Raw genomic sequence first — 26,708 nt, 5'->3', positions numbered from 1 at the left:
ACGTTCAATGCCTCAGCATGTTGCTTTGATGGGTTTTATTATAACCTATGATTGGGCTTGCAGCTAAATTTACAACCTATAGAATGGAGAAAACCACGAAAAACTCAGTCTTATGAAACATTTACTGCTTGCTACTCTTTTTGCTGTTTCTGCCTGTCTTTCACAGGCTGCCCTGTCTCAGAACAATGAGACGTCTTTTAACTATTACTTTAACCAAGATATTGATTTTATTGACGGTGTGACAACGCCGAATCAAGTGCTTGGCAATCCTGTCGGTGAGTGGCATGTTCGCCCTGACCAATCGGTTTCGTTCTTTAAGGCTTTAGCAGAAAGCTCTAAGCGTGTGAACCTTGCTGAAATAGGGCGTACTCATGAAAATCGTCCTCTGATCACTGCTTATATTTCATCGCCTGAGAATCTGGTGCGTCTGGATGAGATTAAAGAGCAGCGTAAAAACTTAACTGAGTATCAAGGGCCTGCCATTATCTGGCTCGGTTATTCAGTGCATGGCAATGAGCCGAGTGGTACTAATGCGGCTATGTTGGTAGCCTATCGTTTAGCGGCTTCTGAAGAAGTGTGGGTTCAGGAGTTATTGGCAAACACAATCGTTATGATTGATCCGATGCTGAATCCCGATGGGATGGATCGCTTTGCAGGTTGGGCTAATCGCTATAAAGGCAAGCAGCTAGTCGCAGATTCAGAGTCGATTGAGCACAATGAAGCCTGGCCACGCGGTCGTACCAATCATTATTGGTTTGATTTGAACCGTGATTGGTTGCTGTTGCAACATCCAGAAAGCCAGGCGCGAGTGAAGCACTTTTATGAGTGGCGTCCGCACATTGTGGGTGATTTTCATGAGATGGGAACCAACTCTACTTTCTTCTTCCAGCCTGGTGTGCCAACTCGCCAGAATCCATTAACGTCTGAATTAAATTTTGAGCTAACTGAAAAAGTTGGTCGCTATCACGCCAAAGCACTGGATGCGATTGGTTCACGCTATTACAGCCAGGAAAGCTTTGATGACTTCTATTATGGTAAAGGCTCAACTTTCCCGGATATTAATGGCGGGGTAGGCATTCTGTTTGAGCAGGCCAGTTCGCGCGGCCACTTGCAGGAGTCGGTGAATGGCGATGTCAGTTTTCCGTTCTCAATTCGCAATCAGGTGGCTACTTCTTTTTCTACCTTGCAAGCAGGACTTGAGTTGGGTGATGAGCTACTTGAGTATCAAAGAGATTTTTACCAGCAGTGGCCAGCCAAAGCCAGCCGGGATCTGGAAAAAGGTGTGATTTTCAGTTCTAACGATCGGGGCCGTATCAAAGAGTTTCTACGCATTCTAAACAGTCATCAAATTGACGTGCAGCAGCTCGAAGGTCCTAGAAAAATCGCAGGCAGAGAGTGGCCGGCGAAAACTTCTTATGTGGTCAATTTCAAACAGCAACAGTATGGCCTGATCAAAGCGATGTTTGAAACCCGCACCGAGTTTACTGACAACACCTTTTATGACGTGTCGGCCTGGACTTTCCCGTTAGCCTTCAATCTGGACTATCACCATTTAAATAAAGATGAGTTGCAGAGATTGCCGCTCGAATCCGTTGAGCTTGCCTCAGGTAGTGCTTATGTCGGTAGTGATAGTCCGGTGGCATTATTAGTGGAATGGCAGGACTTCCGTGCGGCCACCGCATTGACACGACTGCTCGGTGCTGACATTGACGTGAAGCTATTGGAAAAGGGCTCAAGTTTACCGGTTAATGGTGAGCCGCATGAATTTATGGCAGGTACCTTTACCGTGCCTCTACCAGCAGAAGCGGCTGAGCGTGATGCGCTGATCGAGCAGGTCAATAATAAGTTGTCAGATCTGGAGCTAACCGTTTATGGCGTTGACTCAGGTTATAGCGGGCAGGGTGCTGATCTGGGTAGTCCCAATGTGAGCGATCTGGAGATACCTAAACCATTATTGTTGATTGGTGATGGTGTTTATTCTTATGAAGCAGGTGAGGTCTGGCACTTGCTGGATACGCGCCTGGAATTGCCGGTTTCCATGCAGTATGGCAAACATCTGGGTGAGATTGATTTATCAGATTACACTCATCTATTAATGGTCAGTGGCCGTTACCCAGCACTTGAACCAGAAGAACTGGAATACCTTAAATCATGGCTGAGTAAGGGTGGCTCAATTGTTGCTTCGCGTGGTGCTAACCAATGGTTGGTCGAACAGGGGCTGGTGGAGTTCGAGTTATTGGAACCCGAAGTATCAGAGAATCAGCAGCGACCATTTTCGGAGCGAGACGATGCACGAGCTGAACATATCATTGGCGGTGCCATATATGAAGCAGATCTGGATAACAGTCATCCGCTGGCTTTTGGTCTTGAGCTGGACAAACTGGCTTTCACCAAGGCTGGGACCATGGTCTTTAAACCAGCAACAAAGGATTTTGTTACGGTGGCTTCTTATACCGAAAGTCCGCTGATTGCGGGGTATTCGTCACAAACCAATGTGGATCGCATTAAAAATACGCCGGCAATCTTGGCACAAAGGTTCGGGCGTGGCAGTATCATTATGTTTAGTGATAACCCTAACTTCCGAGGTTACTGGCTAGGCTCGATGCGCCCGTACATCAATAGTTTGTATTTTAATAAGGCGCTATAAGAATTTAATTAAACGTTTTTTTATCAGGTAGGGAAATAAGCCCATGTTAAAAGCTGTTCAAGGTCTGATTGGGGGAGTTTGCTTGTTGGCGGTGATGATAACCGCTAACGCTGCAAGCTGGTCTGAAATCGAAAATAAAAGTCGTCGCGTTAATGGCTTTATGCCGATCTACGTTAGTAGCAACGAAGGCAAGGTGTGGCTTGAGGTCAATAAATTCGAACAGCCTTTTATCATGTACACCGGCTTACCTTTTGGTATCGGCTCGAACGATATCGGCCTTGACCGAGGGCAATTGGGCGAGTCGCGCCTGGTTCAGTTTGAGCGTTATGGCAATAAAATTTTCCTCAAGCACCTGAACACTCGTTATCGTGCTGATACCGATAATCAGGCAGAAAAAAATTCGGTTAATGAAGCATTTGCCAGCTCGGTGTTACATGGTTTTGAGATTGATGCTCGTTCGGGTAATCGTTATCTCATCGACTTAACGGCTTTCCTGCAACAGGATTTGCATGGTGTCAGCGAGCGGCTGAAAGCAACCAATCAGGGCAGCTTTAGTATTGATGGTAGTCGTTCTGCACTGGTGGTTGATAAAGTTAAAAACTTTCCGAAGAATACTCTGTTCGAAAGTGTGCTGACCTTTCAGGGTTCTGCTGCGGGTAATTATGTAAAACAGGTGGTGCCAACCCCTGAGGCCATTACTGTTCATCAGCATGTATCTTTTGTGGCATTGCCGGATGATAATTATCAGCCTCGTGTTTTCCATCCGAAAAGCGGATTCTTTGAATTAACCTATGCTGACTACGCATCACCCATTGATCAGCCGATTGAAAAGAAATTGATTTATCGCCATCGCATTGAGCGCGATAAAGATGGCAATATAAAGCCGATTGTTTATTACCTTGATCCCGGAGCGCCTGAACCCGTTCGAACCGCCTTACTAGAAGGTGCTCGCTGGTGGGAGCAGGCGTTTGCTGCAGTTGGTCTGGAAGGTGCCTATGAAGTTCGAGACTTGCCTGCTGATGCCGACCCGATGGATGTGCGCTACAACGTGATTCAATGGGTGCATCGTGCGACTCGCGGCTGGTCTTATGGTATGGCAATGGCTGATCCACGTACTGGTGAGATTATCAAAGGCCATGTCACTCTTGGTTCGTTACGTGTTCGTCAGGATCTCTTGATTGCCAATGCGTTGACGGGCGTTTATGGCAAAGAGAGCGATAAGCAGGCGGCAATGGATATGGCATTGGCGCGGATTCGTCAGCTGTCGGCGCACGAAGTTGGTCATACCTTAGGTATTGCTCATAACTTTGCTGCAAGCGCCAACAATCGTGCTTCAGTAATGGATTACCCACATCCGTTAGTTACCCTTGAGGGAGAGACTGTTGACGGTAAGAAAGTTAGTTTAAAAGGTGCTTATGCCGAAGGGATTGGTAAGTGGGATATTGAAGCGGTGCGCTATGGCTATTCTGAGATTGAGGAAGAGAACGAAGAAGAAGCTCTGCGTAAAATTGTAAGAGACTACAGTGCCAAAGGGTTACTGTTTATTTCTGATGCCGATGCGCGTCCTGCAAGTGGTGCTCACCCTTCAGCACACCTGTGGGACAATGGGCAAAACGCCGCAGCTGAACTAACGAGAGTGTTAGAGGTTCGCAAATTGGCATTGGCAAAATTTGGTCATAATAATCTAGCTGATGGAATGCCTTATTCAGAGCTTGCTGAAACTTTAGTTCCACTTTATCTGTTCCATCGCTATCAGGTTGAAGCTGCGGTCAAGCTGGTAGGTGGCGTCAATTATGAGTACAGCGTGAAGGGCGACACTTACCGTCCCGTCCGTGCCGTTGAAGATGGGCTGCAAAGGCAGGCAATCGGGGCACTTCTCTCGACTCTCTCGGTTGAGCAATTGACGGTTCCCGCATCCGTGCTGGAGGCCATTCCGCCAAAAGCTTATGGCTATTATAAAAATCGTGAAAGCTTTAATGGCTATACAGGATTAACGCTTGATCCGGTCTCTATGGCTGAAGCCTCAGCAAAACATACTCTGCAATTATTACTAAACCCTGAAAGATTGGCTCGTCTATTGCAGCAAAAAGCACAGACTCCTGAACTGCCGGGGCTGGAAGAGACAGTTACTCAGCTACTAACTACAACTTTGCGTAGTCCGGAGCAATTAGGATTGAATGGGTTGATTCAGCAGCGTGTTGATTATCTGACCGTGATGCAACTATTGAGCGTGGCATCTAACCAACAGGCTTCACCAGAGGTAAGAGCCCATCTGCATAATGAGATTGGTAAGTTAGACGGATGGTTGACTACTCAGTCAAAACGCAACTCAGTGCGTTACGCCTGGTTGAAAGATTTGGTTGTGCAGTATTTGAATGGGGACTTTGAGCCTCAGGAAGAAGGGAAAACTTTGCCAATCCCACCGGGATCACCGATAGGGTCTTAGGTAACGAGTCAGAAATAAAAAAGCGAGCTTCAATTCTCGCTTTTTTGTTGCAGAAAAACTGACCCTGGGCTCAGGAGAGGAAGAGTTAACACTAAGGGGTAGTGCCCAGGGTCAGGGGGAAAGTGTTACCAGCCGAGTACGCTACCTAGGATGATGCCTACTGCAAGCGGTTCCCAGTAACGGTGGCTACAATAATGGGTATGGATGTGGCCACGTGGATAAGGGTGGTAATAACCGCCGTAGTAGTACCAGTCCTGACCTAAGTAATATACCGTTGTCGGGTAGCTTCTGTATCGTGGGTAGTAACGATCATGGTACACACGATAATTCGGATGCTTCGGTCTTGGATGATAGTTGTCGCGGTAGCGGTCGTGCGATCCATAGTGACGGTCATGTCCACGCGAGTCGCTGTGGCGATGGTTGTCTCTACGATCATCACGTCTGTGGTCACGCCATCTGTCGTCTCTGCGGTCGTCGCGACGATGTTCAAAGCGGTTGTCGCGGTTGTGGCGCTGCTCAACACGGTTCGCATCATGACGCTTTTCAACCGAGGCATGATTGCGTGCATTATTTGACTGAGGGCCTTTGTGTTCTTTGGCAAAACCAACCTGCGAGAGGCCCAGGCCCAATGTCATGATCAGTGCTGTGGTTATCATTTTATTCATGGATAACTCCTTAGGATTCACTATAATACCAACTGAGTGGATATTGGGCGCTCAAGGCTCAATAACATTCATTAGTCACAACTTTACCGCTTGTAAACTGAATTCTTACTGAATACCTGAAAAAAATCGCATAAGGATACTGCTTTGAAAATCAAAACATGTGAAATCAATGACTTAGAACAGCTTGTGCCGGCCTTTGACAGCTACCGCCAGCGCTATAAACAGCCCTCTGAGCCACAGAAAATTGAGCAGTTTTTGCGACAGATGCTGGAACAGAAGACTTCGACCATGTTTCTATCCTATGAGGGCGATGAGCTGACAGGTTTTGTCCAGTTGTATCCCTCCTATTCGAGTATTGGTCTGGCTCCAATCTGGACCCTGAATGACTTCTATGTGTTTGGTGGTACTGGGCGTAAGCAAACCGCCGAGGCTTTGCTAAATGCAGCCAAAGATTTGTGTAAGGAAACGGATGCGATTCGAATCGAGGTGACGACCCGCAAGGAGAATCATCGACTGCATAAGATCTATCGCGATTATGGTTTTGAGAAGGACTATAAGTACGACTATTACTTCCTGCGCGTAAAAGAGCAGGACATGGCTTCAAAAATGCTGAAATAACTTTTCGTTATACCGATTATCCATTTAGACGTTTGGACTTCCATGGTGACTGAGGTATAGTTGCCACCTGCGCTGATTTGTACCGCTTGCGGGCGCACTAAAAATTCCGCTAAAGAGTGACTCTGAAACCTATTGTTTCGTCCGCAAGCTATTTTTGAAGGTTATTTATGTCCAAAAAGCTTGCTACATCTCCAGATTTTTCATCAATCCCGCCTGCAAATGGCATTGCCGATTCTGTTGTTCCTGCGATTAAGCATGAGTCTGCTCAATGGCTGGCGTTATTGCCCTTGTTACTTTTTCTGGCGCTGTTTCTCGGCGCGGGTATTTATTACAGTTTGCAGGGTGTTGATTACGCCTTTTATCAACTTCCGGCTCCGGTAGCTGTCCTGCCAGCGATTGGTCTGGCGCTGTTTCTGGCGCGGGGGGCATTCGAGGAGCGTCTGGCAATCCTGCTCAAGGGGATTGGTGATAGCAACATCATCGCCATGTGCCTGATATATCTGTTGGCAGGTGCTTTCGCAGCGCTGACCGGCGTTATTGGTGCGATTGATGCGGTGGTGAATTTTGGCCTTTACTGGATTCCATCCGGCTTTGTTCTGCCCGGTTTATTCGTCATAGCAGCGCTGGTTTCTTTTGCCATGGGCACTTCTATGGGAACACTGGCTGCGTTGGCTCCGATTGGTTTTGGTCTGTCACAAACAGCCGGCTTTGAGCCTGCGGTAGTCGCAGGCATTCTACTGAGTGGTGCCATTTTTGGTGATAATCTGTCAGTGATTTCGGATACCTCGATTGCGGCAACCCGAACTCAGGGGGCAACCGTCGGCGATAAATTAAAGCAAAATGCGCGTTGGGCCATTCCGGCGGCGCTTATAACCATTGGCTGTTTTACTCTGATTCCTACCGAAGTGTCACCTGCACAGGCTGCCGATTATGAACTCTATAAATTGATCCCCTATGCAGCGATAGTGTTATTGGCGTTAGCTGGCTTGAATGTGTTTATTATTCTGCCCATCGGTATTCTCATCAGTATTGTTATTGGGCTGGTTGCTGAAAGCTTTTCGGTGGAAACCTCGGTTGCGCAGACGATTTATCAGGGCTTTAGCAATATGCAGGAAATTTTTCTGCTGTCGTTGTTGATTGGCGGTCTTGGTGCCTTGATTGAACAGCAGGGTGGATTACGTTGGCTGGTGGGCAAAATCAGCCAGTTATTTGCTGCAAGCCGATCAAAACTGCGGGCGCAACTGGCGGTTTTAAGCACCGCTGCTGTCACTAACCTGGCGGTCGCCAATAACACCGTGAGCATTATTCTGACCGGCAAGGTGACCAGAGCATTAGCCGAGCAGGGCAACATTGAGGCGAAGCGAAGTGCCAGTCTGGTGGATATCGGGGCCTGTTCGACGCAGGGAGTTTTGCCTTACGGAGCGCAATGCCTGTTGCTGGGTGCCAGTTTTGGCATATCGCCGGTGGCACCTGTGCAATATGCCTGGTACTTACCGATTTTACTTACCCTTGTGGTGGTGAGTCTGCTGCTACGAAAAGAGTCCTAAGCCGGGGCTTAATCAACAACCGCATCGGCCCAGGTTCTGCGTTGCCATAACCAGATAAAGGCACCGGTTTGTAGCACGCGGTAGGCGGCGTAGGCAAACCAGATTGTCAGCAGGCCAAAGCCAAAATAAGGGCCGAGCAACCAGGCTACCGGCAGGAAAATAAACCACTGAGAGAGCAGGGACACATACATCGGCGGCTTGGTGTAGCCTGCGCCATTCAATGCATTGAGGAACACCAGTCCCATCGCATCAATGATGATGATGCCCGCGGACAGCTTGAATGGCCAGTGAGCAATTTCGAGCGCTGTCTGTTCTTTGAGGAAGATGCCCATGATGGGGTCGGTAAAGATAAAGAACAGGGCTGCCAGACTGGTAGCAAAAATCAGCGCCATCTTGGCAACATCCCAGCCCCACAGGTAGGCATCATTAGGATCCTGCTTGCCCAGCGCCTGGCCGACCATGGTAGCAGCACCAATTCCCAGGGCAATGCAGGGCAGTATCGCCACCAGCATGACGTTAGTAATGGCGTTTGCAGCAGCCAGTTGGTGAGTGCCTACCTGGCCAATGATCCAGAACAGGGCGGTAAAACCACCGGCGAAAAACAACTGCTGAATCGAAGATGGGAAAGAAATTCTGAAGATGGATTTAATGGTGGTCCAAGCGGCAAGGCGCTCCATGTAACCAAATTGCTTAGTGTGTCTGGTGGCCAGCAGATGGTAGTAAATTGAGCCCATGGCCAGGGAAATACTGGTGCCGATACCTGCGCCCAAAGTGCCCAGCTCAGGCATGCCAAAGTTACCAAAAATAAGCGCATAATTGAGCACGATATTGAGCGAGTGCATGATCAGGAGGGTTCGTAGGTAATAGCCGGTCTGCTTAATTGCGCTCCAGTAACTGCGATAACTGAAGTTCAGTCCTATCGCTAAAATTCCAGCAAAGCGCGCCTGCAAATAAGGAATACCCTCTTCCAATAGCTCAGGGTCGTTATTGAGCAAGCTTAGGATATCAGGGGCAAGAAAGAATAAAATAATACTGGTAGGCAGGGCCAATAGACCAATGATTAATAAAGCGGCATTGAGCGGATAGGCGGCCTCGCTTTGGCGACCTTCACCCATGCGGCGCGACACCATGGCCTGAACACCTGCGGCAAAACCAATAAAAAAGGCCACCGCCATAAAATTGATGAAGCCCGCTATACCTACCGCTGCAATCGCAGCACTCCCCTGAGTACCTACCATGGCGGCATCGACCAGATTCAAAATATTCTGCGAGATCATGCCACCGACAATCGGCAAAGAGATCTGGAGAACTTGTTGTGAACGGTCTTTATTGAGCAAAAGGAATGTCCGAGCGCAGTAACATTTTATGATGCGCATTGTATCAGGTATTGCTTAAAGGGCTAGGACTTGTTTGGTGTCGAGTGAGTGGAAGCTTCAGCATCCATGCTGAAAACAGGGTTAATCAGGACTTTTGCGCAACCAGCGAACGTTATCAACCACTTCGTCAAAAAAGCCCCTCAATGTTTCGCCACTCATGCTATAGGGATCAAAGTTGGCGTCGGATGAATATTTTAGAAACAGCTGCTTATTATCGTCAGTACGGGTAATCAACCCCATCGACCATTCGCTGAACTGGCGTGCCGTAATTTCGCGGTAATCAAGAATCGCGGGCTCTTTATGGCGCTGATCCTGCAGAATTTTGTGATAGACACGGTTAACGGTATTGCGGTTGCCTTCCAGAATTTGCAGAAAGATGCCGTTCGAAAGGCATAATGCGCCGGTAACGCCATCGGCCTGATTATTGGTTTGTGAGTGTTGCAGGATGTTTTTAATATCATCAGAGCCCAGCGCTTTACTGATTCGGCTGGCATAGGTCAATTGCACAAGCATAGTCATCTCCTCGTTGTTGGATTGAACAAAATTGTTCGTCAGCCAACCTTAGTCGCGAGGAGATGAAGGTGTTGTGAAGGTTTTGGCAGGGGTTTGCTAAGGTGCATCAGGCATCCTTTTTAACCATGCTTTTCCAAACAGGGTCACCGCTAAGGGTATGCACAATCACTGCACCCACATGTAATATCAGGAATAGCGGAATCAGTGCTTCACCGACTTCATGGCCTTCTTCGACGGCTTCAAACACTCCGGAGCCTGCGCTGTTCTGTAGCAGGAAGATCAGAGTGCCAGAGGCTGCCATCCATAAAAATAACAAGAGACCTGCAAACTGAACCAGCCCGGCGATGCCTTCATGCATCTTTCTGTGTGGCAGTTTGAAACGAACCAGTTGTCCAATATCCTGTGCAGCCATACGCCACTGCTGTGGATTAAAAACAGTCCAGCCCTTGAAACTCAGTTTGCCGTGGGTAAATAGCCCTGCGGCAAAGCGAGTCAGGATAAACACCAACACGGCAAGGCCAAGATAGAGGTGCAACAGGAATCCATTGGTATTGAAGCCATCATCCGCATTTTCTCCGGTCAGCCAGGCGGCAATGCCGAACAGGGCCAGTCCCCAGTGCAAGAACTGTGAGCGGCGGCTAAAGGTTTCTGTGTTCATGAGATTACTCCATTGAATAAGATAACTCCAATCTAGGAGCTGCTCCTTAATATAACAATGGACAGATGTGCAGGGGCTTGATCGAGATCAGGAGTGTTTACAGACAAATGTACGGAGCGCGCATTTGTCTGTTATTGACTAAATTAAGATGTTTTTACCACATTACCTTTGCTATCGACCTGAATACGTACGTTTTTATGGCAATTACGACAGTTTCCAATCCCGGTTCCACTCTTAGAAACGCCTGTTCTAAAGGTCGAAACAGAGCCACATTTAGGGCATGGCAGAGTAAAGGTTGCAGGCATAAAAGGCTCCTATCAGTTTGTTTAGTAAGAATTTCTACAAAAAGTGTCAAAAAATTTAACACCTTTTAGAATATACCCAAACTGGTAAGAGTCTGCAAATAGAGTTGCCGTCAGGTTTTGGCCAGACACCAGACATCAATTCGTTCCACGCCATGCTTCAAACACTGTTTGGAAGCTTCCTGAATGGTTGAGCCGGTGGTGACCACATCATCTACCAGAGCAATATGCTTGGGTAGTTCCTGCTTAACGGTAAAAGCGCGCTTCAGGTTTTTGCGGCGCTCAACAGCCTTTAAACCAATCTGATGAGGAGTATCCTTAATACGGAGCAGTGCATGATCGAGCAAAGGAATGTTTAATTTACGATTCAGGTGTTTGGCGATCAGTTGGGATTGATTAAAACCGCGTTCACGCAGCCGGTTGGAGTGCAGCGGAATCGGCACAATGGCCTGCGGCAGAGGAGTATCCTGATAATGCTTGAGCAGTGCTTCAAGCAGCAGGTTGCTGAAACTGCGAATATGATGCAGTTGCTTTTCGAACTTCATCTCGCTGATGGCGTGACTGACCGGAAACTCATAATGAGTCGCAGCGACTAAGGTCTGGTAGCGGGGTGGTTTTTTCAGGCATTGGCCACAGGTGGCACCAAAAGGCTGTTTGCCTAGGCTATTACCGCATTGCTGGCAGTAGTGGCCGTCGCGCTGAACTGCGGAGAGGCAAGGTTCGCAAAAGCCTGAGTATTCGGTACTTAAGCCACACAGGGAGCAATTGCCGGAGTATTGAGGAATATTTTTGCGAACGATTGAAAATAGATTGTAAACCATAATTCCCTTTAATTGGTTGACAGTGAGTGATGAAACCGTAAACTTCACGCTATTCTTCCTGAATCTTGCTGTGCGCGAAGCCATAGACTATAAGGGTTTTTAAAATAATGAGCAATCAAAATAACGGTCAAACATTAACCAGTTTAGAAAAATTGAATAGTGGTCAGGTTCGCCATGACTGGACATTGGCAGAAGTCGAAGCTATTTATAACCAGCCTTTTAATGATCTGTTGTTTGCTGCACAGAATATTCATCGTCAACACTTCAATCCGAATCAGGTACAAACCAGCACATTATTGAGTATTAAAACCGGTGCTTGCCCAGAAGATTGCGCCTATTGCCCGCAGTCAGGTCACTACAATACTGGCTTGTCCAAAGAGCAGTTGATGGCGGTTGAAGAAGTGATCAGCAAAGCGCAGCAGGCCAAGAAAAATGGTGCGACCCGTTTTTGTATGGGCGCAGCCTGGCGTTCGCCGCGCGAAAAAGATTTAGATGTGGTGCTGGAAATGGTTCGTCAGGTCAAAGACATGGGCCTTGAAACCTGCGTTACCTTAGGCATGTTGACTGATGAACAGGCACAGAAACTGGCTGAAGCCGGTTTGGATTACTACAACCATAACCTTGATACTTCGCCCGAATACTATCAACAGATTATTACCACTCGTACTTACAAGAACCGTCTGGATACTTTGCAGAATGTTCGTGATGCCGGTATTAATGTTTGTAGCGGTGGCATTATTGGCATGGGTGAAGAAACCAATGATCGTTATGGCTTGTTGCAACAACTGGCCAATATGCCAGAGCATCCGCAAAGCGTTCCAATCAATATGCTGGTTGCGGTTGAAGGTACGCCATTGGGCGACGTTGAGAAGCTGGATTCGATTGAATTTGTACGCATGATTGCTACCGCCCGCATTATGATGCCTCAGTCTTACGTTCGTCTTTCTGCCGGTCGTGAAGACATGAACGAAGAAACTCAGACTTTATGCTATTTGGCGGGCGCTAATTCGATCTTCTATGGCGAGAAATTATTAACCACCGCCAACCCAGAAGCTGAAGCCGATATGTTGCTATTTAAGCGCCTGGGTATTGAGCCTGAGCGTAGAGATATGGACAGTGAGGAGTTGGCTGACGAGACGCCAAAAGTTGAAGAGCAGCAACCGGCTAAACCTTTATTTTACGACGCAACTAAAACGCATTAGCAGGAAATAGTTGCCATGTGGCAAAAACTGCAAGCCAGACTTGAGCAGCGAAAAGCTCAGGATTTGTTGCGTCAGCGCTTAACCCTTGAGGGTGCGCAAAGCGTACGCATAAAGGCTGAAGGTCGCGAATATCTGAATTTTAGCAGTAATGACTATCTTGGTCTGGCTAACCATCCAAAATTAATCGAAGCGATGCAAAAAGCTGCCGGGAAATATGGCGTTGGCAGTGGTGCGTCGCATTTGATTATTGGGCACAGCGATCAGCATCATGCGTTGGAAGAAGAGCTGGCAGAATTTTTAGGCGTTGAGCGTGCTTTATTATTCTCGACAGGCTATATGGCGAACTATGGGGTGTTGACCTCTTTGCCCGAAAAGAATGATTTAATTATTCAGGATAAACTTAATCACGCATCCCTGATTGATGGTGGTATGGCTAGCCCGGCAAAAATGTTACGTTATGCCCACGCCGATCTGGACTCATTCGAGCGCCAGATGAAACAGCCTGCGGAAAGCCGCTTGGTGGTAACCGATGGCGTTTTCAGTATGGATGGTGATATTGCGCCACTGCCTGAACTGGCCGCCAGCTGTAACAAGCATAAGGCATCCTTGATGGTTGATGATGCACATGGCTTTGGCGTGTTGGGCAAGCAGGGTAAAGGCAGTCTGGAACACTTTAATTTAGCGCAGCAAACAGCCGATATTTACATGGCCACTTTTGGCAAGGCGCTGGGTGGCTTTGGTGCTTTTGTGGCCGGCAATGACTTGCTGATCGAAAGCCTGATTCAGTTTGGTCGCAGTTATATCTACACCACGGCCATGCCCGCAGCTGTAGCGGCAGCCAATCGCGCAGGCCTGAAACTGATTCAGCAAGAATCATGGCGACGCGAGCAGTTGCACAAAAACATCCTCTATTTCCACAGGCTGGCCAGTGAATACGATATTCCATTAATGCCTTCTGAAACCGCCATTCAGCCAGTGCTGATCGGACGCAATGATAAAACATTGGCCATTAGCCGTGCTTTAAAAGAAGCTGGCATATTACTGGTTGGTATCAGGCCGCCAACGGTTCCAGAAAACAGTGCTCGGTTGCGCGTAACCTTAACCGCGGAACACAGCACTGACGATATTGACTATTTGCTGGAGCATTTAGCGCTTCAGATCAAACAAGCCAAATACAATGCAGAAAGAGGCAACGGGTGAGTAAGTTACAACCTTATATTGAGTCGACCGGGCAAGGGCCCGATCTGGTTTTACTCCATGGCTGGGGTTTGCATTCAGGTATCTGGGAAATGGTGGCTGATGATTTGGCTGAGCATTTCACTTTGCACATGATTGATTTGCCGGGCTTTGGTCGTTCGCCGATTCCTGGCGATCCTTATACTATGGATCTGTTGACCGAACAGGTGCTCAAAGTTGCTCCTGAAAATGCACACTATCTTGGTTGGTCATTGGGCGGCCTGGTTGCTACCAATATTGCCATCCAAACGCCTGAGCGAGTCAACAAGCTGATCACGGTGGCCAGTAATCCACGGTTTGTACAAGAGGACGATTGGCAACACGCCATGAAAGCCAACATCATGGATAGCTTCTGTCGTTATCTGGAAGAAGATTATCAGGGCACCATTATTCGTTTCCTGGCGATTCAGGCGATTGGCAGCGAAACGCAGAAAGACGATATTCGTCGCTTAAGAGATACGGTCTTTATTCATGGTGTACCGGCAGGTAAGGCGCTGCGAGGTGGTCTGGCTCTGCTTAATGATGTGGATCTACGCAGTGAGTTAAGCAAAGTGAAAGCACCAATGCTACGCCTTTATGGTCGTCTGGATTCATTGGTTCCGGCAAAGACCGCAGAGCAGGTTGCGCAATTGATTCCGCATAGCCAGCACAAGGTCTATCCCAAAGCGAGCCATGCGCCATTCCTGTCCCATAAGCCTGTATTCGTGAATGACGTCAAAGAGTTTTTACATGAGTAAAACGATGCAGCAAAAGATTAATCAGATTGCAAAAGAGGATATTGCGCGCTCTTTTAGCCGAGCCGCAAGCACCTATGATGATGCTGCCTTTTTCCAGAAGGTCGCTGGCGAACGGCTGTTGGAGCGCCTTCAGTATTTCAAATTACAGCCGACCAATATTTTGGATCTGGGTTGTGGCACTGGCTATTTTACGCGTGAATTGAGCAAGCGGTACCCTAATGCCAAAGTAACAGGCGCTGACCTGGCACAGGGCATGGTTGAGTATTGCCGTGCTCAATCACAACAGCAAGAGTATCTGTGCGCAGACGCACTAGGCCTGCCTTTTGAAAGCGACAGTTTTGACTTTGTATTTTCGAATCTGACTTTTCAGTGGATCGATGAGCTGCCGCAATTATTTCAGGAACTCAATCGAGTGTTAAAACCCGAAGGGTTATTGCTGTTTACAACACTCGGTCCTGAAACTTTATATGAGTTAAAGCAAAGCTGGGCCGCAGTGAATGATTACCAGCACGTGAATAACTTTATTGATATGCACCATGTGGGTGATGCGATGCTGAGTGCCCGACTATCTGATCCGGTGGTGGATAGTGAGCCGGTAGTAATTGGTTATAGCAAGGCGCTGGAGCTGATGCGTGATCTAAAAAACATTGGCGCGCATAATATTGATTCGAGTCGCAATCACGGCCTGACCAGCCCGCGTCAGCTGCGTCAGTTAGAGAAAGAGTATCAGCAGTTCAGGATGGAGGATGGTCAACTCCCAGCGACTTATGAACTGATCTATGGCCATGCGTTCGGCACAGAGGTTGGGGTGGCGATGGGTTACCATGATTATGCAGTTGAAATTAAGTAAGAGTGACAGGAATCGTTACTGTTAATCGTATTAATGGTTTTTTTTGTTCTCAAAGTTAACGATTTTCTCCTTGAGCTCTTCCTCTTTTTCTTCAAGGGTTTGCTTGACGTTTTTCATTTGTGATTCGTGCAGGAAGTCACGCAAGGTTTCGAATTCGGTGCGATAGAAATCACGTTCATCACGTAGGTTATCAATGTTACGACTTAATGTAGCGTTGGCTTGAACCAGGCGCTTATGGCTCTTTTTAAGGTGTTCGAATTCTGCGCCCAAGTTTTCTTTGAAACGTTCTTTTTCTTCAAGGGCATCCTGGCGAATTGTTCGAACGCGGGCATCGCACTCTTCTCGAAGCTGATCCATTTCGTCATCAAGCTCGCGCTTGGTGTCAGCGATGGATTGCAGGGCATTGAGATAGTTTTGCTGAGCTTCTTCGTATGACGTTTGCGCTTGTTTGTATTTACCTTTGAGTTCGCGATGCTCTTGGGTCAGCGCCGTATTGCGTTCAGAGAGGCTTTGCAGGGAGTGTTTAAGATCCTCACGGATAGACTCTAGCTCTTTAATTCGTTGAGCCTTGCTGGCGATGTTGCGGGTGTTTTCGTCGAGAACTTTTTTAAGTTCCTCGTTCTTAGACTCAAGCTGTCTAACCAAAGCGTGCTTTAAAGCAGCAGTTACCACCGCTGCCAAAAGAACTACCAAGGCTATAATGGCCAAAGTGAGTATGATAGTGTTGTCGCCAGCCAAATTAAGTCACCTGAAAATCGGACTATGATTATATGCTACGCCAAATTGTAGCAACTTTGTGTCAAATTATAGCGTAACCATCATTAAGCGATGTGTGCGAGGGGTAACAAAATGAGCAATACGGGAAAAATATTATTCATTGCCGGTACTGATACCGAGGTTGGAAAAACTTTTATAACTCAGTTACTTATCAATTCACTGTTGCATCATGACAAGCAGGTTGTTGGTTTGAAACCAATTGCTTCTGGGGCTGAATTGCAGTCGGGCCGCTGGGTGAATGAAGATGGTCTTAAAATCCACGAATTATCGAAAAAAAGCCCAGGTTTTGAGCAAATCAACTATTCCGATATTAATCCTTTGTGTTTTGAACCAGCTATCGCGCCTCATATTGCCGCTCAGGAAGCTGGTGTTGAACTTTCAATTGCTGAGCTTAACCGGCTGATTAAATTTCCCAAAAGTGAATACTTACTTGTTGAGGGTGCAGGTGGCTGGTTGACGCCACTCAATGATACTGAAACCTACGCCGACTGGGTGGAGCAGAAAGGAATGGATGTGATTCTGGTGGTCGGTATGAAACTGGGCTGTCTCAATCATGCCATGTTGACGGTTCGAGATATTGAGAGACGCGGACTTAAGCTTAAAGGCTGGGTTGCCAACTTTGTTTTTGGCGATATGAACCGCAGTGAGCAGAACCTGGATTGGCTTCAGAAAAATATTTCAGCGCCCTGTCTTGGTGTGGTCGACAAACAAGTAGGTGCTGACTTTACCAAGGCAAGTGAATCACTGAACCTGAAGGTTTTGCTCTGAGGCAACACACTGATTGTTCACACAGCCGACATTGGGTTTGGGCGTAACCACGCAAATACCCATGATCTGATTCTCTTTGAAATAGTCCTGACGTTCTTTTTTATAGGCAGCTGCCAGTTGGTGCAGCTTGTCTTCGTCAACATTAGGCTTTGAATAGGGCTCATAAGTTTCCGGGCCACCACAGGGTTTGGCGCCCACTTCAACCAGGGCACAGTCTGCATCTGAGTTGCAGCTTTTATCTGCAATGGCCGCCTGAATTTGTTGCTGATAATCCACGCTACCGTTAGCTGAGCCAGCAGAGTCATCATTACTTGCCACTTCCGAGCAGGCAGCAAGCGGTGCGAATGATAACAAGATGATATATTTTAACTGTTTGATTTTCATAGCGTTGCCAATTTTTGTCAGTTTGCTCAAAAGGTTAGCATACAGTAGTATCCTTGCATAAGCCTAATGTATTAAGTCGGTCACAATGTCATATATGAAACCCGGTAAAACAGGAATTCCTCGTATTCTAGACGCTACTAAGTATTCGTGGCAGGGACTGAAAGGTGCATGGATCAACGAAGCCGCTTTCCGTCAGGAGCTGGTACTAGCCGTCATTTTAATTCCGCTGGCATTTGTTTTAGGTAAAACCACCGGTGAGATTGCCATATTGTTATTAACATTAGGTGTAGTCCTTATGGCAGAACTTGCTAATTCAGCTATTGAAGCAGTGGTTGACCGAATTGGCTCTGAGCGACACCCACTATCAGGTCGGGCTAAAGACATAGGCTCTGCCATGGTCTTTATTGCATTGCTCTTCACCGGAATTGTCTGGGGCACCGTCTGCTACTTCAACTTTTTCTCTTAGACTGCTCTTTAGCAAGACATTCCTAGATAAGACTTAATATGAAATTCTGAGCTTTACTGGCTGCTTTTTGCCAGCTTTGCTCCGTGCTCACCTCCGAGCGTTTCAAAGTTTCCAGACTATGGTTGCCATCTTCCAGCCAGCTGACCTGTATTTTTGAAGACAAATCATAGCCAGCCACCTCATCAGGCTTACCAAAAGGATCGCGCGTACCTTGCAATATCAGTGCCGGTGTTTTGAGATTCTGTAAATGCTCTGTTCGAAGGTTTTCAGGCTTGCCCGGCGGATGAAAGGGGTAACCCATACAAATTAAGCCATCGAGCTGCTCTTCATCTGCAATCATACTGGCAACGCGTCCGCCCATCGACTTGCCGCCAATAAAGACCTTCCGACCTTGGCCGTGTTTTACGATCTGTTGCTTATAGGCTTCTATAAGCTTGGGCATACGATCCGGTGGTGACTTCTTGCCGGTCTGCTGGCGTTTGAGCATGTAGGGGAAATCAAACAGTACCACTTCAATTTGAGGATGGCTGATAAGCTTTGCCATAGTCCGCATGAATTCTGAATGTGAGTCTGCGCCAGCGCCATGCGCAAAAATAAAGACGGCCTTGGGTGTTGTTTGAGTCATGCTTCTCCTATGAGTCTATTGAGCTGAATGAGTTAATTTTACCTTTCATTCGTGATCGGTTTTGATACACTAGGCAGCAATTGTAAGAATAAAAACCGATTATGTCTGCACTAAAGCCCACTTCCCATCAAAGACCTTTCCTTAAGTGGGCGGGTGGTAAGTTTCGATTACTGCCTAGAATTCTAAAAGTTTTACCTGAGGGAAATAAACTGATTGAACCGTTTGCGGGTTCAGGAGCACTGTTTCTTAATGCGGATTATGATCGTTACTTACTGGCTGATATTAACCCCGATTTGATTGATGTTTTTAATCAGCTGAAAAAAGGCAAAACAGAGTTTATTGATTATTGCGCCAGTTTTTTTACCGCTCAGAACAATAACCAGAAAACCTTTTATGAGTTAAGAGACTATTTCAACCAGCTTCCAGCTGGCCGTGAGCGAGCCGCTTTATTTATCTACTTTAACCGTCATGGTTACAACGGCCTGTGTCGTTATAACCGCTCTGGTGGTTTCAATGTACCGTTCGGTCGTTATAAAAAACCTTATTTCCCCGGTCGTGAAATGGAGTTTTTTGCCGTGAAAGCGAAAAGAGCAGAATTTCGCTGCCAGAGTTTCAGCAAAACCATGAGCCACGCACGAAAAGGCAATGTGGTCTATTGTGATCCACCTTATGTTCCCTGGTCATTAACTGCCAACTTTGCAAGCTACAGCCAGCAAGAGTTTTCGCTCGACAACCAGCGCGAACTGGCGCTCGAAGCCCAGAAACTGGCCAAACGAGGCGTGCCGGTTGTTATTTCCAACCATGACACTGACTTCTCACGCCTAATCTACGCCAAAGCCAAAGACCTGCAATCCTTCCCCGTACGACGCTTTATTTCCTGCGATGGCGCAGGACGCAACAATGCTCAGGAATTGATAGTGGTTTATGAATAAGAAGAAACTAATCCTTATTTCTCTTGCAGTCATATTCATCTGCAGTTTTGTCTATTTTAACTTTAGCTATATTTTTATTGAATTAAACAAAACAAACGTAGAGAAACAGAACTTCGCTAAAGATACCAGTAAAATAAAGGAGAATGATTCAGCTACAGATAAAGGTTTAGCAAATGGCAGCTCTGATGTAGAAATATTCCAGCTTGATAGTTTGTCAGAGCCTAAACCGGAAGAAAGAGATTGTAGTAGCTTGGTTTTAGCCTATCTTAATTCAGCTAAGGGTAGAGCAGTTGTGAGGTGGCAAGAAAGTTTAGGGATGCCTTCAATGGATTGGCAAAACAATCATTCTTTTCCTTTTATTGAGCATCCCTATAAGTATTATAAAAATGCAGATTTACTCGAAATGGCAAAAAATGGCGACAGGTTTGCAATGTATGCTTATGGCCAAAATATGTTATGGAAAGCATTTACTGATGAAGAGCTGTCTCCAGCATTAAGTGAAGGTTGGGCTTATCCTGAAATTACATCATTTATTGATGAGAGTGCGCTTAAGGAAGCTCGGTATTGGTTATATCGAGCAGTTCTGTATGGCAGTATTTATACCTCTCACAATCTCGCACGTGTTGCCAGCTTCGAGAGAAAATATTTAGAACAGAATCAGACTTTAACGCCCGAGCGTGATAAAGAACTAAGGTTACAAGCCTATATTTATGGGGAGTTGCCTGAAAAACTCATTAAGGGACTGCATAAAAATACTTACCAGGGAGAGCCAAGTCCAGAATGGCAACAAGAGTTTGACAGTGCATTACTTCAACTAGTTGATAACTATCAAAAGGAAAGAGTTAAATTAGGGTTGAGTAGGTTTGAAATGGAGGTACCTAAGGAGTATTTGGAATTACAAAATTTATGCAATTAACCTTGTCCCGCACTTTCCAGTGCAGAATTAACAAAATAGAGGATGGTGAATATAAAGACTATAACGAAGACTATGCCGCCGATAATGAAGTTTAAGGCGCTGCCTTTTTCGAAGTCTTTTTGACGTTGTTCTTCGGACTGCACGCCGAACATGGCGCCAACGACACTTTTTACAGTTGACCAGAAACCGGTGCCTTCTTGGGCTGGCTGCTGATTATTGTCATCCGAATTATTGTGTAATTTGTTGTCGTAGGAATTACTTTGAGTAGAAGTGTGTTGTTCGCTCATTCGTCACCGCCAAACAGTTCGAGAATATCAATAAAATGCAGACTTGGCATTGTATGAGATTCTGTTAGCCATGAAAACCAGCTAACTGACTGTTCGGATTTTTTTTCGTCTTTTTTGGTGTTTTGCTGAGGAGCTGGTTGAACCAATTCAGGTTCAAGCTGAGTTAGAACGTGAAGTTGTGTGTCGTCCGTTGGAGAGTATTGTACATTTGAGCACATTTGAGCATTGGCAAATGCCTGACCTGACAGGAATGAACCCGCCACAAAAACTGATACAGTCATGTACTTTTTAACAGCTTTAGTCATTTTCATCATTGCTCCTCAAGCTTTCCATCTGGGTCGAACACGCTTTCCATAGACCTAGTTTACCCATTTGGGCGAACATATCCGCCTAATATACGTGAACATTTGGTTACAATTCAAGAAGATGATACGTGTTTTGTGTCAATTTTATGTAAATGTTTCTGCTTATCTTCCAGGGAATCAATTAATTCAAAGACTTGAGCCACATTAAGCCGTGGATCAACCAGACTTGTATAGGCTTTGTCGAGTTCTTGCTCTGTTACTCCATAGGTGCCACCAACACATTCCATAACTGCCTCAGCGGTCATTTCCAGATGCACACCGCCAAGATGACTGTTGTGTGCTGCGTGAATTTCAAAGGCTTGTTGTAATTCGCTTTGGATATGCTGGAAATCACGTGTTTTGATGCCCTGTGAACTCACTCGGGTATTGCCATGCATCGGGTCGCAGCTCCAGAGTACATTGAGGCCAGCTGCCTGCACGCCCTTGATCATATCCGGCAAGACCCGAGCGATATACTGATGACCAAATCGTTGAATCAGGGTTAAGCGCCCAGCTTCGTTATTGGGATTCAGTACTTTACATAACTGAACCAGAGTTTCTGGTGACAGATCTTTGCCAACCTTGATCGCTATCGGATTAGCGATACCGCGAAGATATTCGATGTGAGCGCTGTCCTGAATGGTGGTCCTCATACCAACCCAGGGATAGTGAGTTGATAAATTGTACCACTTGCCATTGTTGGCTTTGCGGGTCAGCGCTTCTTCATAATGCAGATGCAGTGCTTCGTGGCTGGTAAAGAACTCCAGCCAGTGACGACTGTTATGCTGCGGGCCATTGGCCTGATGGAACAGACGCATTGCCTCTCGGAACTGATCAAGGCTCTTGTGCAACTTGGCATTGGTTTTTAGCGACAATAGGTCTTGTGACTCTTGCTCCAGTTGGAACAGATCACTGATATCGCCTTCAAGCAGAGAGCGGATGTAGTTGATCGTTAATGAAGCATAGCTATAGCCTTGGAGCATGCGGGCCGGATCTGGCATCCGCGCGGACTCGCTGAAATGAATATGGTTAACCAGGTCGCCACGATAGCTGGGTAAAGTGGTTTGGTCCTGAGTTTCAGTCAGTTCGGAGCGGGGTTTGGCATATTGGCCTGCGATTCGACCGATACGAATCACCGGCTTTTGAGTTTGCTGACTAACCAGCAGGCTTAAGCTCATGAGCAGACGAACTTTTTGTGAAATGGCTTCGGCATTGCAGTCAGAAAATGATTCAGCGCAGTCACCGCCTTGCAGGATGAAGGCTCTGCCTTCCTGCGCATCGGCAATATGACTTTTTAAGCTATCCACTTCACTGGCAGAAACCAAAGGCGGTAATTGACGTAACTTATCAATAACCTGCGCCAAGGCTTCACTATCACCATATTTGATTTGCTGACTGACTGGTTTACGCTTCCAGCTGTCTGGAGTCCATTGGTCAGCGTGACTGTTACTCATGATTAATTCAGATATCTGCTTCAATAAAGCTATTCTATCTCATAAGATAGGCGCTGGCGAATAGAAGCGTGATTCGGATGATAATCTGAAAATAGCAATGATATACGACATTGTTTATCGCAATGTTCAGTGATCATTTCAGCTGAAAATTAAACCAAGCAAAAAGTACAACGGTAGAAAAGTTGAGATAACGCTAATCAAGGCAAAACCGGACGAAATCACGGAGCTTATGTAGAGTCATAAGTGAGCATATTGAGGACGGGTGCAACCGACGCATCAATAAGAAAACGGACTGAGCAATTGTCTGACTCGGTGAGTCAGGTTACAAATAATTTAAGTTAACATTGGTAGAAAAGTTGAGATAACGCTAATCAAGGCAAAACCAGACGAAATCGCGGAGCTGATGTAGCATCATCAGTGAGCAGATTGAGGAGGGTTTAACGAAGAGTAGCGGAAATATCAGCTTTTCGGGAATATTTGATATGGGAAAAGTAAAAACAATATACGTCTGCCAAGAGTGCGGCTCTGAAACTCCGCAATGGGCAGGGCAATGTGGCGCATGTAAAGCATGGAATTCCATGGTAGAGCAAGTGGATGCCAAAAAAACCAGCAGCACTGCTAAAAGCTCGCGGTTTACTGGTTATGCTGGACAGGATTCCAAAGTGGTTAAGATGGACAAGGTGGATCTGTCTGAGCTACCGCGCATGTCATCTGGACTGTCTGAACTGGATCGAGTATTAGGCGGTGGTTTAGTACCTGGCTCGGTAGTTCTGATGGGCGGTGATCCGGGAATTGGTAAATCAACCATACTGTTACAGAGTCTATGCAAAATCAGCGAAACTGATTCGGTTTTATATGTGACCGGTGAGGAGTCGTTGCAGCAGGTAACCATGCGAGCTCAGCGTTTGGGACTGGCGACCGGTGATTTTTCATTGCTGACCGAAACACAGGTGGAACAAATTACCACGCAGGCTTTGATGCAAAAGCCGAAAGTCATGGTGGTTGATTCCATTCAGACTATCTACACTGAAATGTTGCAGTCAGCGCCAGGCGGTGTGGCTCAGGTGCGTGAAAGTGCTGCTCAATTGGTGCGCTTTGCCAAGCAAACCGGAATTACGTTATTAGTTGTTGGTCATGTAACTAAAGATGGTGCTTTGGCTGGACCGCGTGTACTGGAGCACATGGTAGATGCAGTTCTCTATTTTGAAGGCGAGCGAGATGGACGCTTGAGACTACTACGTGCTGTAAAAAATCGTTTTGGTGCGGTTAATGAGCTGGGTGTATTTGCCATGACCGACGAGGGCTTGAAGCAGGTTAAAAATCCGTCCGCGATATTTTTATCCAAATACCAGGACCCTGTGGCTGGCAGTGCGGTGATGGCAACCTGGGAGGGTACAAGACCTATGTTGGTGGAGATTCAGGCGCTGGTAGATACTTCGCATGCACCTCAACCACGCCGTATCGCAGTGGGTCTCGATCACCAGCGAATTGCCATGTTACTGGCGGTACTCAATCGTCATGCCGGAATTGCGACTTATGATCAGGATGTGTTTGCCAATGTGGTTGGCGGTGTAAGAGTCATGGAGACCAGCTCCGACTTGGCGTTAGTGGCATCGATCATTTCTAGTTTACGGAACCGTCCGCTGGAAGAGCATACCGTCATCTTTGGCGAAATTGGTTTGGCGGGTGAAATTCGTCCGGTGCCCAATGGTCAGGAGCGCTTAAAGGAAGCAGCTAAGCATGGTTTTAAACGAGCAATCGTTCCTGAGGGTAATAAACCTCCAAAACCCTTTGATGGCATGGAGGTTATAGGTGTCAGTCGAATGGATCAGTTCATTCAACTGATCTAGCAAGTCTTTAAAGTCTTTTGATTGAGTGACTATCGCAAAAGCAATGCGGGTCACTCAATGGCTACTCGCCAAAATCTTCTGCTAATTTAAGCCAGAACATTCCTCGCAGTTCACCTTCTTTAAAACCTGTGGCCTGATCGTCTGGGTATTTTTCATTGATGGCCGCTTGCACTTCAGGAGCAATGTTTTGCCCATGACAGGCAAGGCAAACTGCCTGAGTATAGATAGGCTCAACGTAAAGCCACTCACCGCTAGGAAGCTGAGTAATATTACCACTAGCTTTGTTTCCATTGCTTTCCTGATCAAGGTAATAACCGAGAGGACCCTTTAATAATTCGGAAGGTTCATTGTCTGGATTACGTACTTTATGGCTAGTTCGTCCCACCTCGACACCGGCAGGCACTTTTGCAGCGATTTCTGGCGCTTCTAGATTGCAATAATTTATCGCTTCAACGACGCCTTGCTGCATGCCATTCATCAAGGTTTCTTTAAATTGCATTTTAATGGGCTTAAGTGTTGCTTCGGCCAGCTGTGCTTTTTCTTCCCATTTCTGCATTTTTGCTTTCTGGTACTCTTGCCACGCGTAGTAGCCAGTACCCGCGACTACCAACAATACAGCGAGAATGATTAATACTTTTTTCATGGTGTTTCCTTTACCGTTTCTAATAACGCTTTATACTACCGCTTGGAAAGCTCATCTTAAAGCTAACATCAGAAAAACTTAATATATTATGACGGATGTCAATTTACGCAAGTTCAAGCCAGAAAAACTATTTGCTCCTCGGGGATTTGTTAAACCACAAATCGAATCACTCCAATATCTAGAAATTGGTGCAGGCAGAGGCAAGCACGCTCTTATGTTTGCACAAGAGAATCCTGATAAGAATTTGATTGCGATTGAGCGAACTCGAAATAAGTTTAATGACTTTGCCGAAAAAGCTGAGCAGTTGTCTTTAAACAATTTAATAGCTGTTCATGCCGATGCCATTCCCTGGGTGGTGCATGCACTAGAGCCCAAATCTCTTGCAGGTGTTTTTTTGCTGTATCCCAATCCGGAACCAAAAAATCCCAGTCAACGCTGGTTGAACATGCCTTTTTTTGAATTTTTACTTTCAAGAATGCAGGACAAAGCCAAATTGGTATTGGCAACAAACATTCAGTCATACATTGAGGAGGCCGAACAGTTGGCCAGAAATCAGTGGCAATTAGAACCAAGTGTGTTTGCAGTAGATAAGAGCTCTCAGCGAACTCATTTCGAAGTCAAATATTTGGCAAGAGGTGAGACTTGTTGGCAGATGGATTTAATCAAGCCAGAAGGATATCAAACTCGATTTGATGATTGGGTTAAAGAGTAAGATTAGTTTTTTATTTCACTATCTTTTTCTTCAACTTTAATTTCCCAGAGTGCTTTTGACTCTCTATGAATATCATCAGGATCGTCATTGTGCATGCTGATGATAGTTCGAAGCTGCAGCATACTGTCTATATCGATCTCTAAAGTTTTAAGGCCGTATTGCTGATCCTGATGATGAACAATTTCAGCTTTCTGATGAATAGCTGGAGAAAATTCGTCAATGATGATTTGAATGTCGACAGGCTGCGTAACGTCCAGTTTTGACTTCGAGTCTATTAAAACTCCATTCAAAGACAGTTCAATGACAGAGCCCACTGATTTGTGCTCTCCCTGCTCAATTAATACTTTGGCATTGTATTCAATGCGTGAAAAGTTGCGTCGGTCCTGTTCTGACACCAATTTATTCCTGAGTCATTACGTTATGATAATTCTAAAGTAGCAGATGGCTTTTGGCTTGTCTAAGGGAATTTGTAGTGTATAGCGCTTTGCTTAATTCTTATTGGAAGTACCAAAATTCATTATCTGTCATACCGCGGCACCAAGGGCACTCCCTTCGGTCGCTCACCGCGGTATCCAGTGACTTTTACGCTTTATATTGTGGTTTCGCTACTCAGCGAGTTACTTTTACGGAATACATCCCTGTATTCCTCTAAAGCCAGCGTCGCTTCACTCCGCTGTTCAAATTTGTTCCAGACAAATTTGTCTTGCCCTAAGTAACCACAAAATCGTCAGGAACGATTTTGAATAGCGAAGCTAGCCCGAAGGGTGAAGTACAGGATGTACTTCATAAAAGAAGACCACCCCGTGATTGAGGTTTCGCTTCGCTCAACTCCCTTCGTTTCCGCCAAGCCACTTAACGCACCGTAAAATACGTTCCATCCCTGGCCCGAATTTTACTATTCAAAACGTCCTGTTTTGAATTGCTATGTCTTG

The 26,708-nt window shown here is 46.3% G+C and carries 27 protein-coding genes and 1 riboswitch; of the genes, 14 read left to right on the top strand and 13 right to left on the bottom strand.

Annotated features, from left to right (window positions below; all coding sequences use genetic code 11):
• Nucleotides 1–112: 112 nt before the first annotated feature.
• Both HUJ19_RS12580 and HUJ19_RS12575 read left to right on the top strand, forming a co-directional pair.
• Entirely contained in the window at nucleotides 113–2,647 is a 2,535-nt protein-coding gene (locus HUJ19_RS12580; RefSeq protein WP_290624608.1) for a M14 metallopeptidase family protein, read from the top strand.
• Nucleotides 2,648–2,690: 43 nt separating this feature from the next.
• Complete coding sequence (locus tag HUJ19_RS12575) at nucleotides 2,691–5,093, top strand: zinc-dependent metalloprotease (protein WP_290624606.1); 2,403 nt, start codon at nucleotides 2,691–2,693, stop codon at nucleotides 5,091–5,093.
• Between the two features lie 125 nt (nucleotides 5,094–5,218).
• Here HUJ19_RS12575 and HUJ19_RS12570 read toward each other — a convergent pair whose 3' ends face one another.
• Nucleotides 5,219–5,758 carry a hypothetical protein gene (locus tag HUJ19_RS12570; RefSeq protein WP_290624605.1) on the bottom strand — a complete coding sequence of 180 codons (540 nt, stop codon included), beginning with the start codon at nucleotides 5,756–5,758 and terminating at the stop codon, nucleotides 5,219–5,221.
• A 144-nt stretch (nucleotides 5,759–5,902) separates the two neighbouring features.
• Between HUJ19_RS12570 and HUJ19_RS12565 the strand changes: the two genes are divergently transcribed.
• Both HUJ19_RS12565 and HUJ19_RS12560 read left to right on the top strand, forming a co-directional pair.
• The gene (locus tag HUJ19_RS12565; RefSeq protein WP_290624603.1) at nucleotides 5,903–6,376 is read left to right on the top strand and encodes a GNAT family N-acetyltransferase; all 474 of its coding nucleotides are present in this window, start codon (nucleotides 5,903–5,905) and stop codon (nucleotides 6,374–6,376) included.
• Nucleotides 6,377–6,435: 59 nt separating this feature from the next.
• Nucleotides 6,436–6,511, top strand: a riboswitch (SAM riboswitch).
• 32 nt (nucleotides 6,512–6,543) lie between these two features.
• Nucleotides 6,544–7,923 carry a Na+/H+ antiporter NhaC family protein gene (locus HUJ19_RS12560; RefSeq protein ID WP_290624601.1) on the top strand — a complete coding sequence of 460 codons (1,380 nt, stop codon included), beginning with the start codon at nucleotides 6,544–6,546 and terminating at the stop codon, nucleotides 7,921–7,923.
• An 8-nt stretch (nucleotides 7,924–7,931) separates the two neighbouring features.
• Here the strand turns inward: HUJ19_RS12560 and HUJ19_RS12555 are convergent, their stop codons facing one another.
• The 4 genes from HUJ19_RS12555 to HUJ19_RS12540 all read right to left on the bottom strand — a co-directional run bounded on the left by HUJ19_RS12555 (nucleotide 7,932) and on the right by HUJ19_RS12540 (nucleotide 11,593).
• Nucleotides 7,932–9,299 (bottom strand): MATE family efflux transporter, encoded by a 1,368-nt coding sequence (locus HUJ19_RS12555; RefSeq protein WP_290624600.1) that lies wholly within the window; start codon nucleotides 9,297–9,299, stop codon nucleotides 7,932–7,934.
• Between the two features lie 81 nt (nucleotides 9,300–9,380).
• A complete protein-coding gene (locus HUJ19_RS12550; protein WP_290624598.1) occupies nucleotides 9,381–9,812 on the bottom strand; it encodes a BLUF domain-containing protein in 432 nt (143 codons plus the stop codon).
• A gap of 106 nt (nucleotides 9,813–9,918) precedes the next feature.
• On the bottom strand, nucleotides 9,919–10,470 hold the full coding sequence (locus tag HUJ19_RS12545; RefSeq protein WP_290624597.1) for a cytochrome b/b6 domain-containing protein: 552 nt from the start codon (nucleotides 10,468–10,470) through the stop codon (nucleotides 9,919–9,921).
• A 415-nt stretch (nucleotides 10,471–10,885) separates the two neighbouring features.
• On the bottom strand, nucleotides 10,886–11,593 hold the full coding sequence (locus tag HUJ19_RS12540; RefSeq protein ID WP_290624595.1) for a ComF family protein: 708 nt from the start codon (nucleotides 11,591–11,593) through the stop codon (nucleotides 10,886–10,888).
• A 107-nt stretch (nucleotides 11,594–11,700) separates the two neighbouring features.
• On the opposite strand from HUJ19_RS12540, the gene bioB reads away from it, so the two are divergent.
• The 4 genes from bioB to bioC are packed head-to-tail and all read left to right on the top strand — an operon-like array spanning nucleotide 11,701 to nucleotide 15,618.
• The gene (gene bioB, locus HUJ19_RS12535) at nucleotides 11,701–12,795 is read left to right on the top strand and encodes a biotin synthase BioB (protein WP_290624594.1); all 1,095 of its coding nucleotides are present in this window, start codon (nucleotides 11,701–11,703) and stop codon (nucleotides 12,793–12,795) included.
• Nucleotides 12,796–12,810: 15 nt separating this feature from the next.
• Entirely contained in the window at nucleotides 12,811–13,995 is a 1,185-nt protein-coding gene (gene bioF, locus HUJ19_RS12530; RefSeq protein WP_290624592.1) for an 8-amino-7-oxononanoate synthase, read from the top strand.
• Nucleotides 13,992–14,768: a pimeloyl-ACP methyl ester esterase BioH gene (gene bioH / locus HUJ19_RS12525; protein WP_290624591.1), complete on the top strand. Its 777-nt coding sequence runs from the start codon at nucleotides 13,992–13,994 to the stop codon at nucleotides 14,766–14,768. Before bioF ends, bioH begins: the two co-directional genes overlap by 4 nt.
• A complete protein-coding gene (bioC, locus tag HUJ19_RS12520) occupies nucleotides 14,761–15,618 on the top strand; it encodes a malonyl-ACP O-methyltransferase BioC (RefSeq protein WP_290624589.1) in 858 nt (285 codons plus the stop codon). Before bioH ends, bioC begins: the two co-directional genes overlap by 8 nt.
• Nucleotides 15,619–15,648: 30 nt before the next feature.
• On the opposite strand, the gene HUJ19_RS12515 is transcribed toward bioC, so the two are convergent.
• Nucleotides 15,649–16,356, bottom strand: coding sequence for a hypothetical protein (locus HUJ19_RS12515; protein ID WP_290624587.1), 708 nt, complete (start codon nucleotides 16,354–16,356; stop codon nucleotides 15,649–15,651).
• A gap of 111 nt (nucleotides 16,357–16,467) precedes the next feature.
• On the opposite strand from HUJ19_RS12515, the gene bioD reads away from it, so the two are divergent.
• The gene (gene bioD, locus HUJ19_RS12510) at nucleotides 16,468–17,163 is read left to right on the top strand and encodes a dethiobiotin synthase (RefSeq protein ID WP_290624585.1); all 696 of its coding nucleotides are present in this window, start codon (nucleotides 16,468–16,470) and stop codon (nucleotides 17,161–17,163) included.
• On the opposite strand, the gene HUJ19_RS12505 is transcribed toward bioD, so the two are convergent.
• A complete protein-coding gene (locus HUJ19_RS12505) occupies nucleotides 17,137–17,547 on the bottom strand; it encodes a hypothetical protein (RefSeq protein ID WP_290624584.1) in 411 nt (136 codons plus the stop codon). The two genes, bioD and HUJ19_RS12505, sit on opposite strands and share 27 nt — an antisense overlap.
• Before the next feature lie 85 nt (nucleotides 17,548–17,632).
• Between HUJ19_RS12505 and HUJ19_RS12500 the strand changes: the two genes are divergently transcribed.
• Nucleotides 17,633–18,013, top strand: coding sequence for a diacylglycerol kinase (locus HUJ19_RS12500; protein ID WP_290624583.1), 381 nt, complete (start codon nucleotides 17,633–17,635; stop codon nucleotides 18,011–18,013).
• 22 nt (nucleotides 18,014–18,035) lie between these two features.
• Here the strand turns inward: HUJ19_RS12500 and HUJ19_RS12495 are convergent, their stop codons facing one another.
• Nucleotides 18,036–18,638 carry an alpha/beta fold hydrolase gene (locus HUJ19_RS12495; protein ID WP_290624581.1) on the bottom strand — a complete coding sequence of 201 codons (603 nt, stop codon included), beginning with the start codon at nucleotides 18,636–18,638 and terminating at the stop codon, nucleotides 18,036–18,038.
• Between the two features lie 101 nt (nucleotides 18,639–18,739).
• Between HUJ19_RS12495 and HUJ19_RS12490 the strand changes: the two genes are divergently transcribed.
• Together HUJ19_RS12490 and HUJ19_RS12485 are read left to right on the top strand one after the other, a co-directional pair.
• The gene (locus HUJ19_RS12490) at nucleotides 18,740–19,570 is read left to right on the top strand and encodes a Dam family site-specific DNA-(adenine-N6)-methyltransferase (protein WP_290624580.1); all 831 of its coding nucleotides are present in this window, start codon (nucleotides 18,740–18,742) and stop codon (nucleotides 19,568–19,570) included.
• Nucleotides 19,563–20,486, top strand: a complete 924-nt coding sequence (locus tag HUJ19_RS12485; RefSeq protein WP_290624578.1) for a hypothetical protein — start codon at nucleotides 19,563–19,565, stop codon at nucleotides 20,484–20,486. Before HUJ19_RS12490 ends, HUJ19_RS12485 begins: the two co-directional genes overlap by 8 nt.
• On the opposite strand, the gene HUJ19_RS12480 is transcribed toward HUJ19_RS12485, so the two are convergent.
• The 3 genes from HUJ19_RS12480 to HUJ19_RS12470 form a co-directional block, all read right to left on the bottom strand.
• Entirely contained in the window at nucleotides 20,483–20,773 is a 291-nt protein-coding gene (locus HUJ19_RS12480; RefSeq protein WP_290624576.1) for a DUF2970 domain-containing protein, read from the bottom strand. The two genes, HUJ19_RS12485 and HUJ19_RS12480, sit on opposite strands and share 4 nt — an antisense overlap.
• On the bottom strand, nucleotides 20,770–21,078 hold the full coding sequence (locus HUJ19_RS12475) for a hypothetical protein (RefSeq protein WP_228127061.1): 309 nt from the start codon (nucleotides 21,076–21,078) through the stop codon (nucleotides 20,770–20,772). Before HUJ19_RS12475 ends, HUJ19_RS12480 begins: the two co-directional genes overlap by 4 nt.
• A 113-nt stretch (nucleotides 21,079–21,191) precedes the next feature.
• Nucleotides 21,192–22,571, bottom strand: a complete 1,380-nt coding sequence (locus HUJ19_RS12470) for a 3-deoxy-7-phosphoheptulonate synthase (protein ID WP_290624574.1) — start codon at nucleotides 22,569–22,571, stop codon at nucleotides 21,192–21,194.
• A 482-nt stretch (nucleotides 22,572–23,053) separates the two neighbouring features.
• Between HUJ19_RS12470 and radA the strand changes: the two genes are divergently transcribed.
• A complete protein-coding gene (gene radA, locus HUJ19_RS12465) occupies nucleotides 23,054–24,421 on the top strand; it encodes a DNA repair protein RadA (RefSeq protein WP_290624573.1) in 1,368 nt (455 codons plus the stop codon).
• A gap of 61 nt (nucleotides 24,422–24,482) precedes the next feature.
• On the opposite strand, the gene HUJ19_RS12460 is transcribed toward radA, so the two are convergent.
• Nucleotides 24,483–25,064, bottom strand: a complete 582-nt coding sequence (locus HUJ19_RS12460) for a DUF3365 domain-containing protein (RefSeq protein WP_290624571.1) — start codon at nucleotides 25,062–25,064, stop codon at nucleotides 24,483–24,485.
• A gap of 88 nt (nucleotides 25,065–25,152) precedes the next feature.
• Here HUJ19_RS12460 and HUJ19_RS12455 point away from each other — a divergent pair, with 88 nt between their 5' ends.
• Complete coding sequence (locus HUJ19_RS12455; RefSeq protein ID WP_290624569.1) at nucleotides 25,153–25,776, top strand: DUF938 domain-containing protein; 624 nt, start codon at nucleotides 25,153–25,155, stop codon at nucleotides 25,774–25,776.
• Between the two features lie 2 nt (nucleotides 25,777–25,778).
• Here HUJ19_RS12455 and HUJ19_RS12450 read toward each other — a convergent pair whose 3' ends face one another.
• Entirely contained in the window at nucleotides 25,779–26,171 is a 393-nt protein-coding gene (locus HUJ19_RS12450) for a PilZ domain-containing protein (RefSeq protein WP_106647343.1), read from the bottom strand.
• Nucleotides 26,172–26,708: the final 537 nt, after the last annotated feature.

The sequence above is a fragment of the Kangiella sp. genome, from assembly GCF_014762745.1.
Lineage (GTDB): Bacteria > Pseudomonadota > Gammaproteobacteria > Enterobacterales > Kangiellaceae > Kangiella.
The sequence above is the reverse complement of the archived record's forward strand: the minus strand, read 5'-3'. Positions and strand labels throughout refer to the sequence as shown.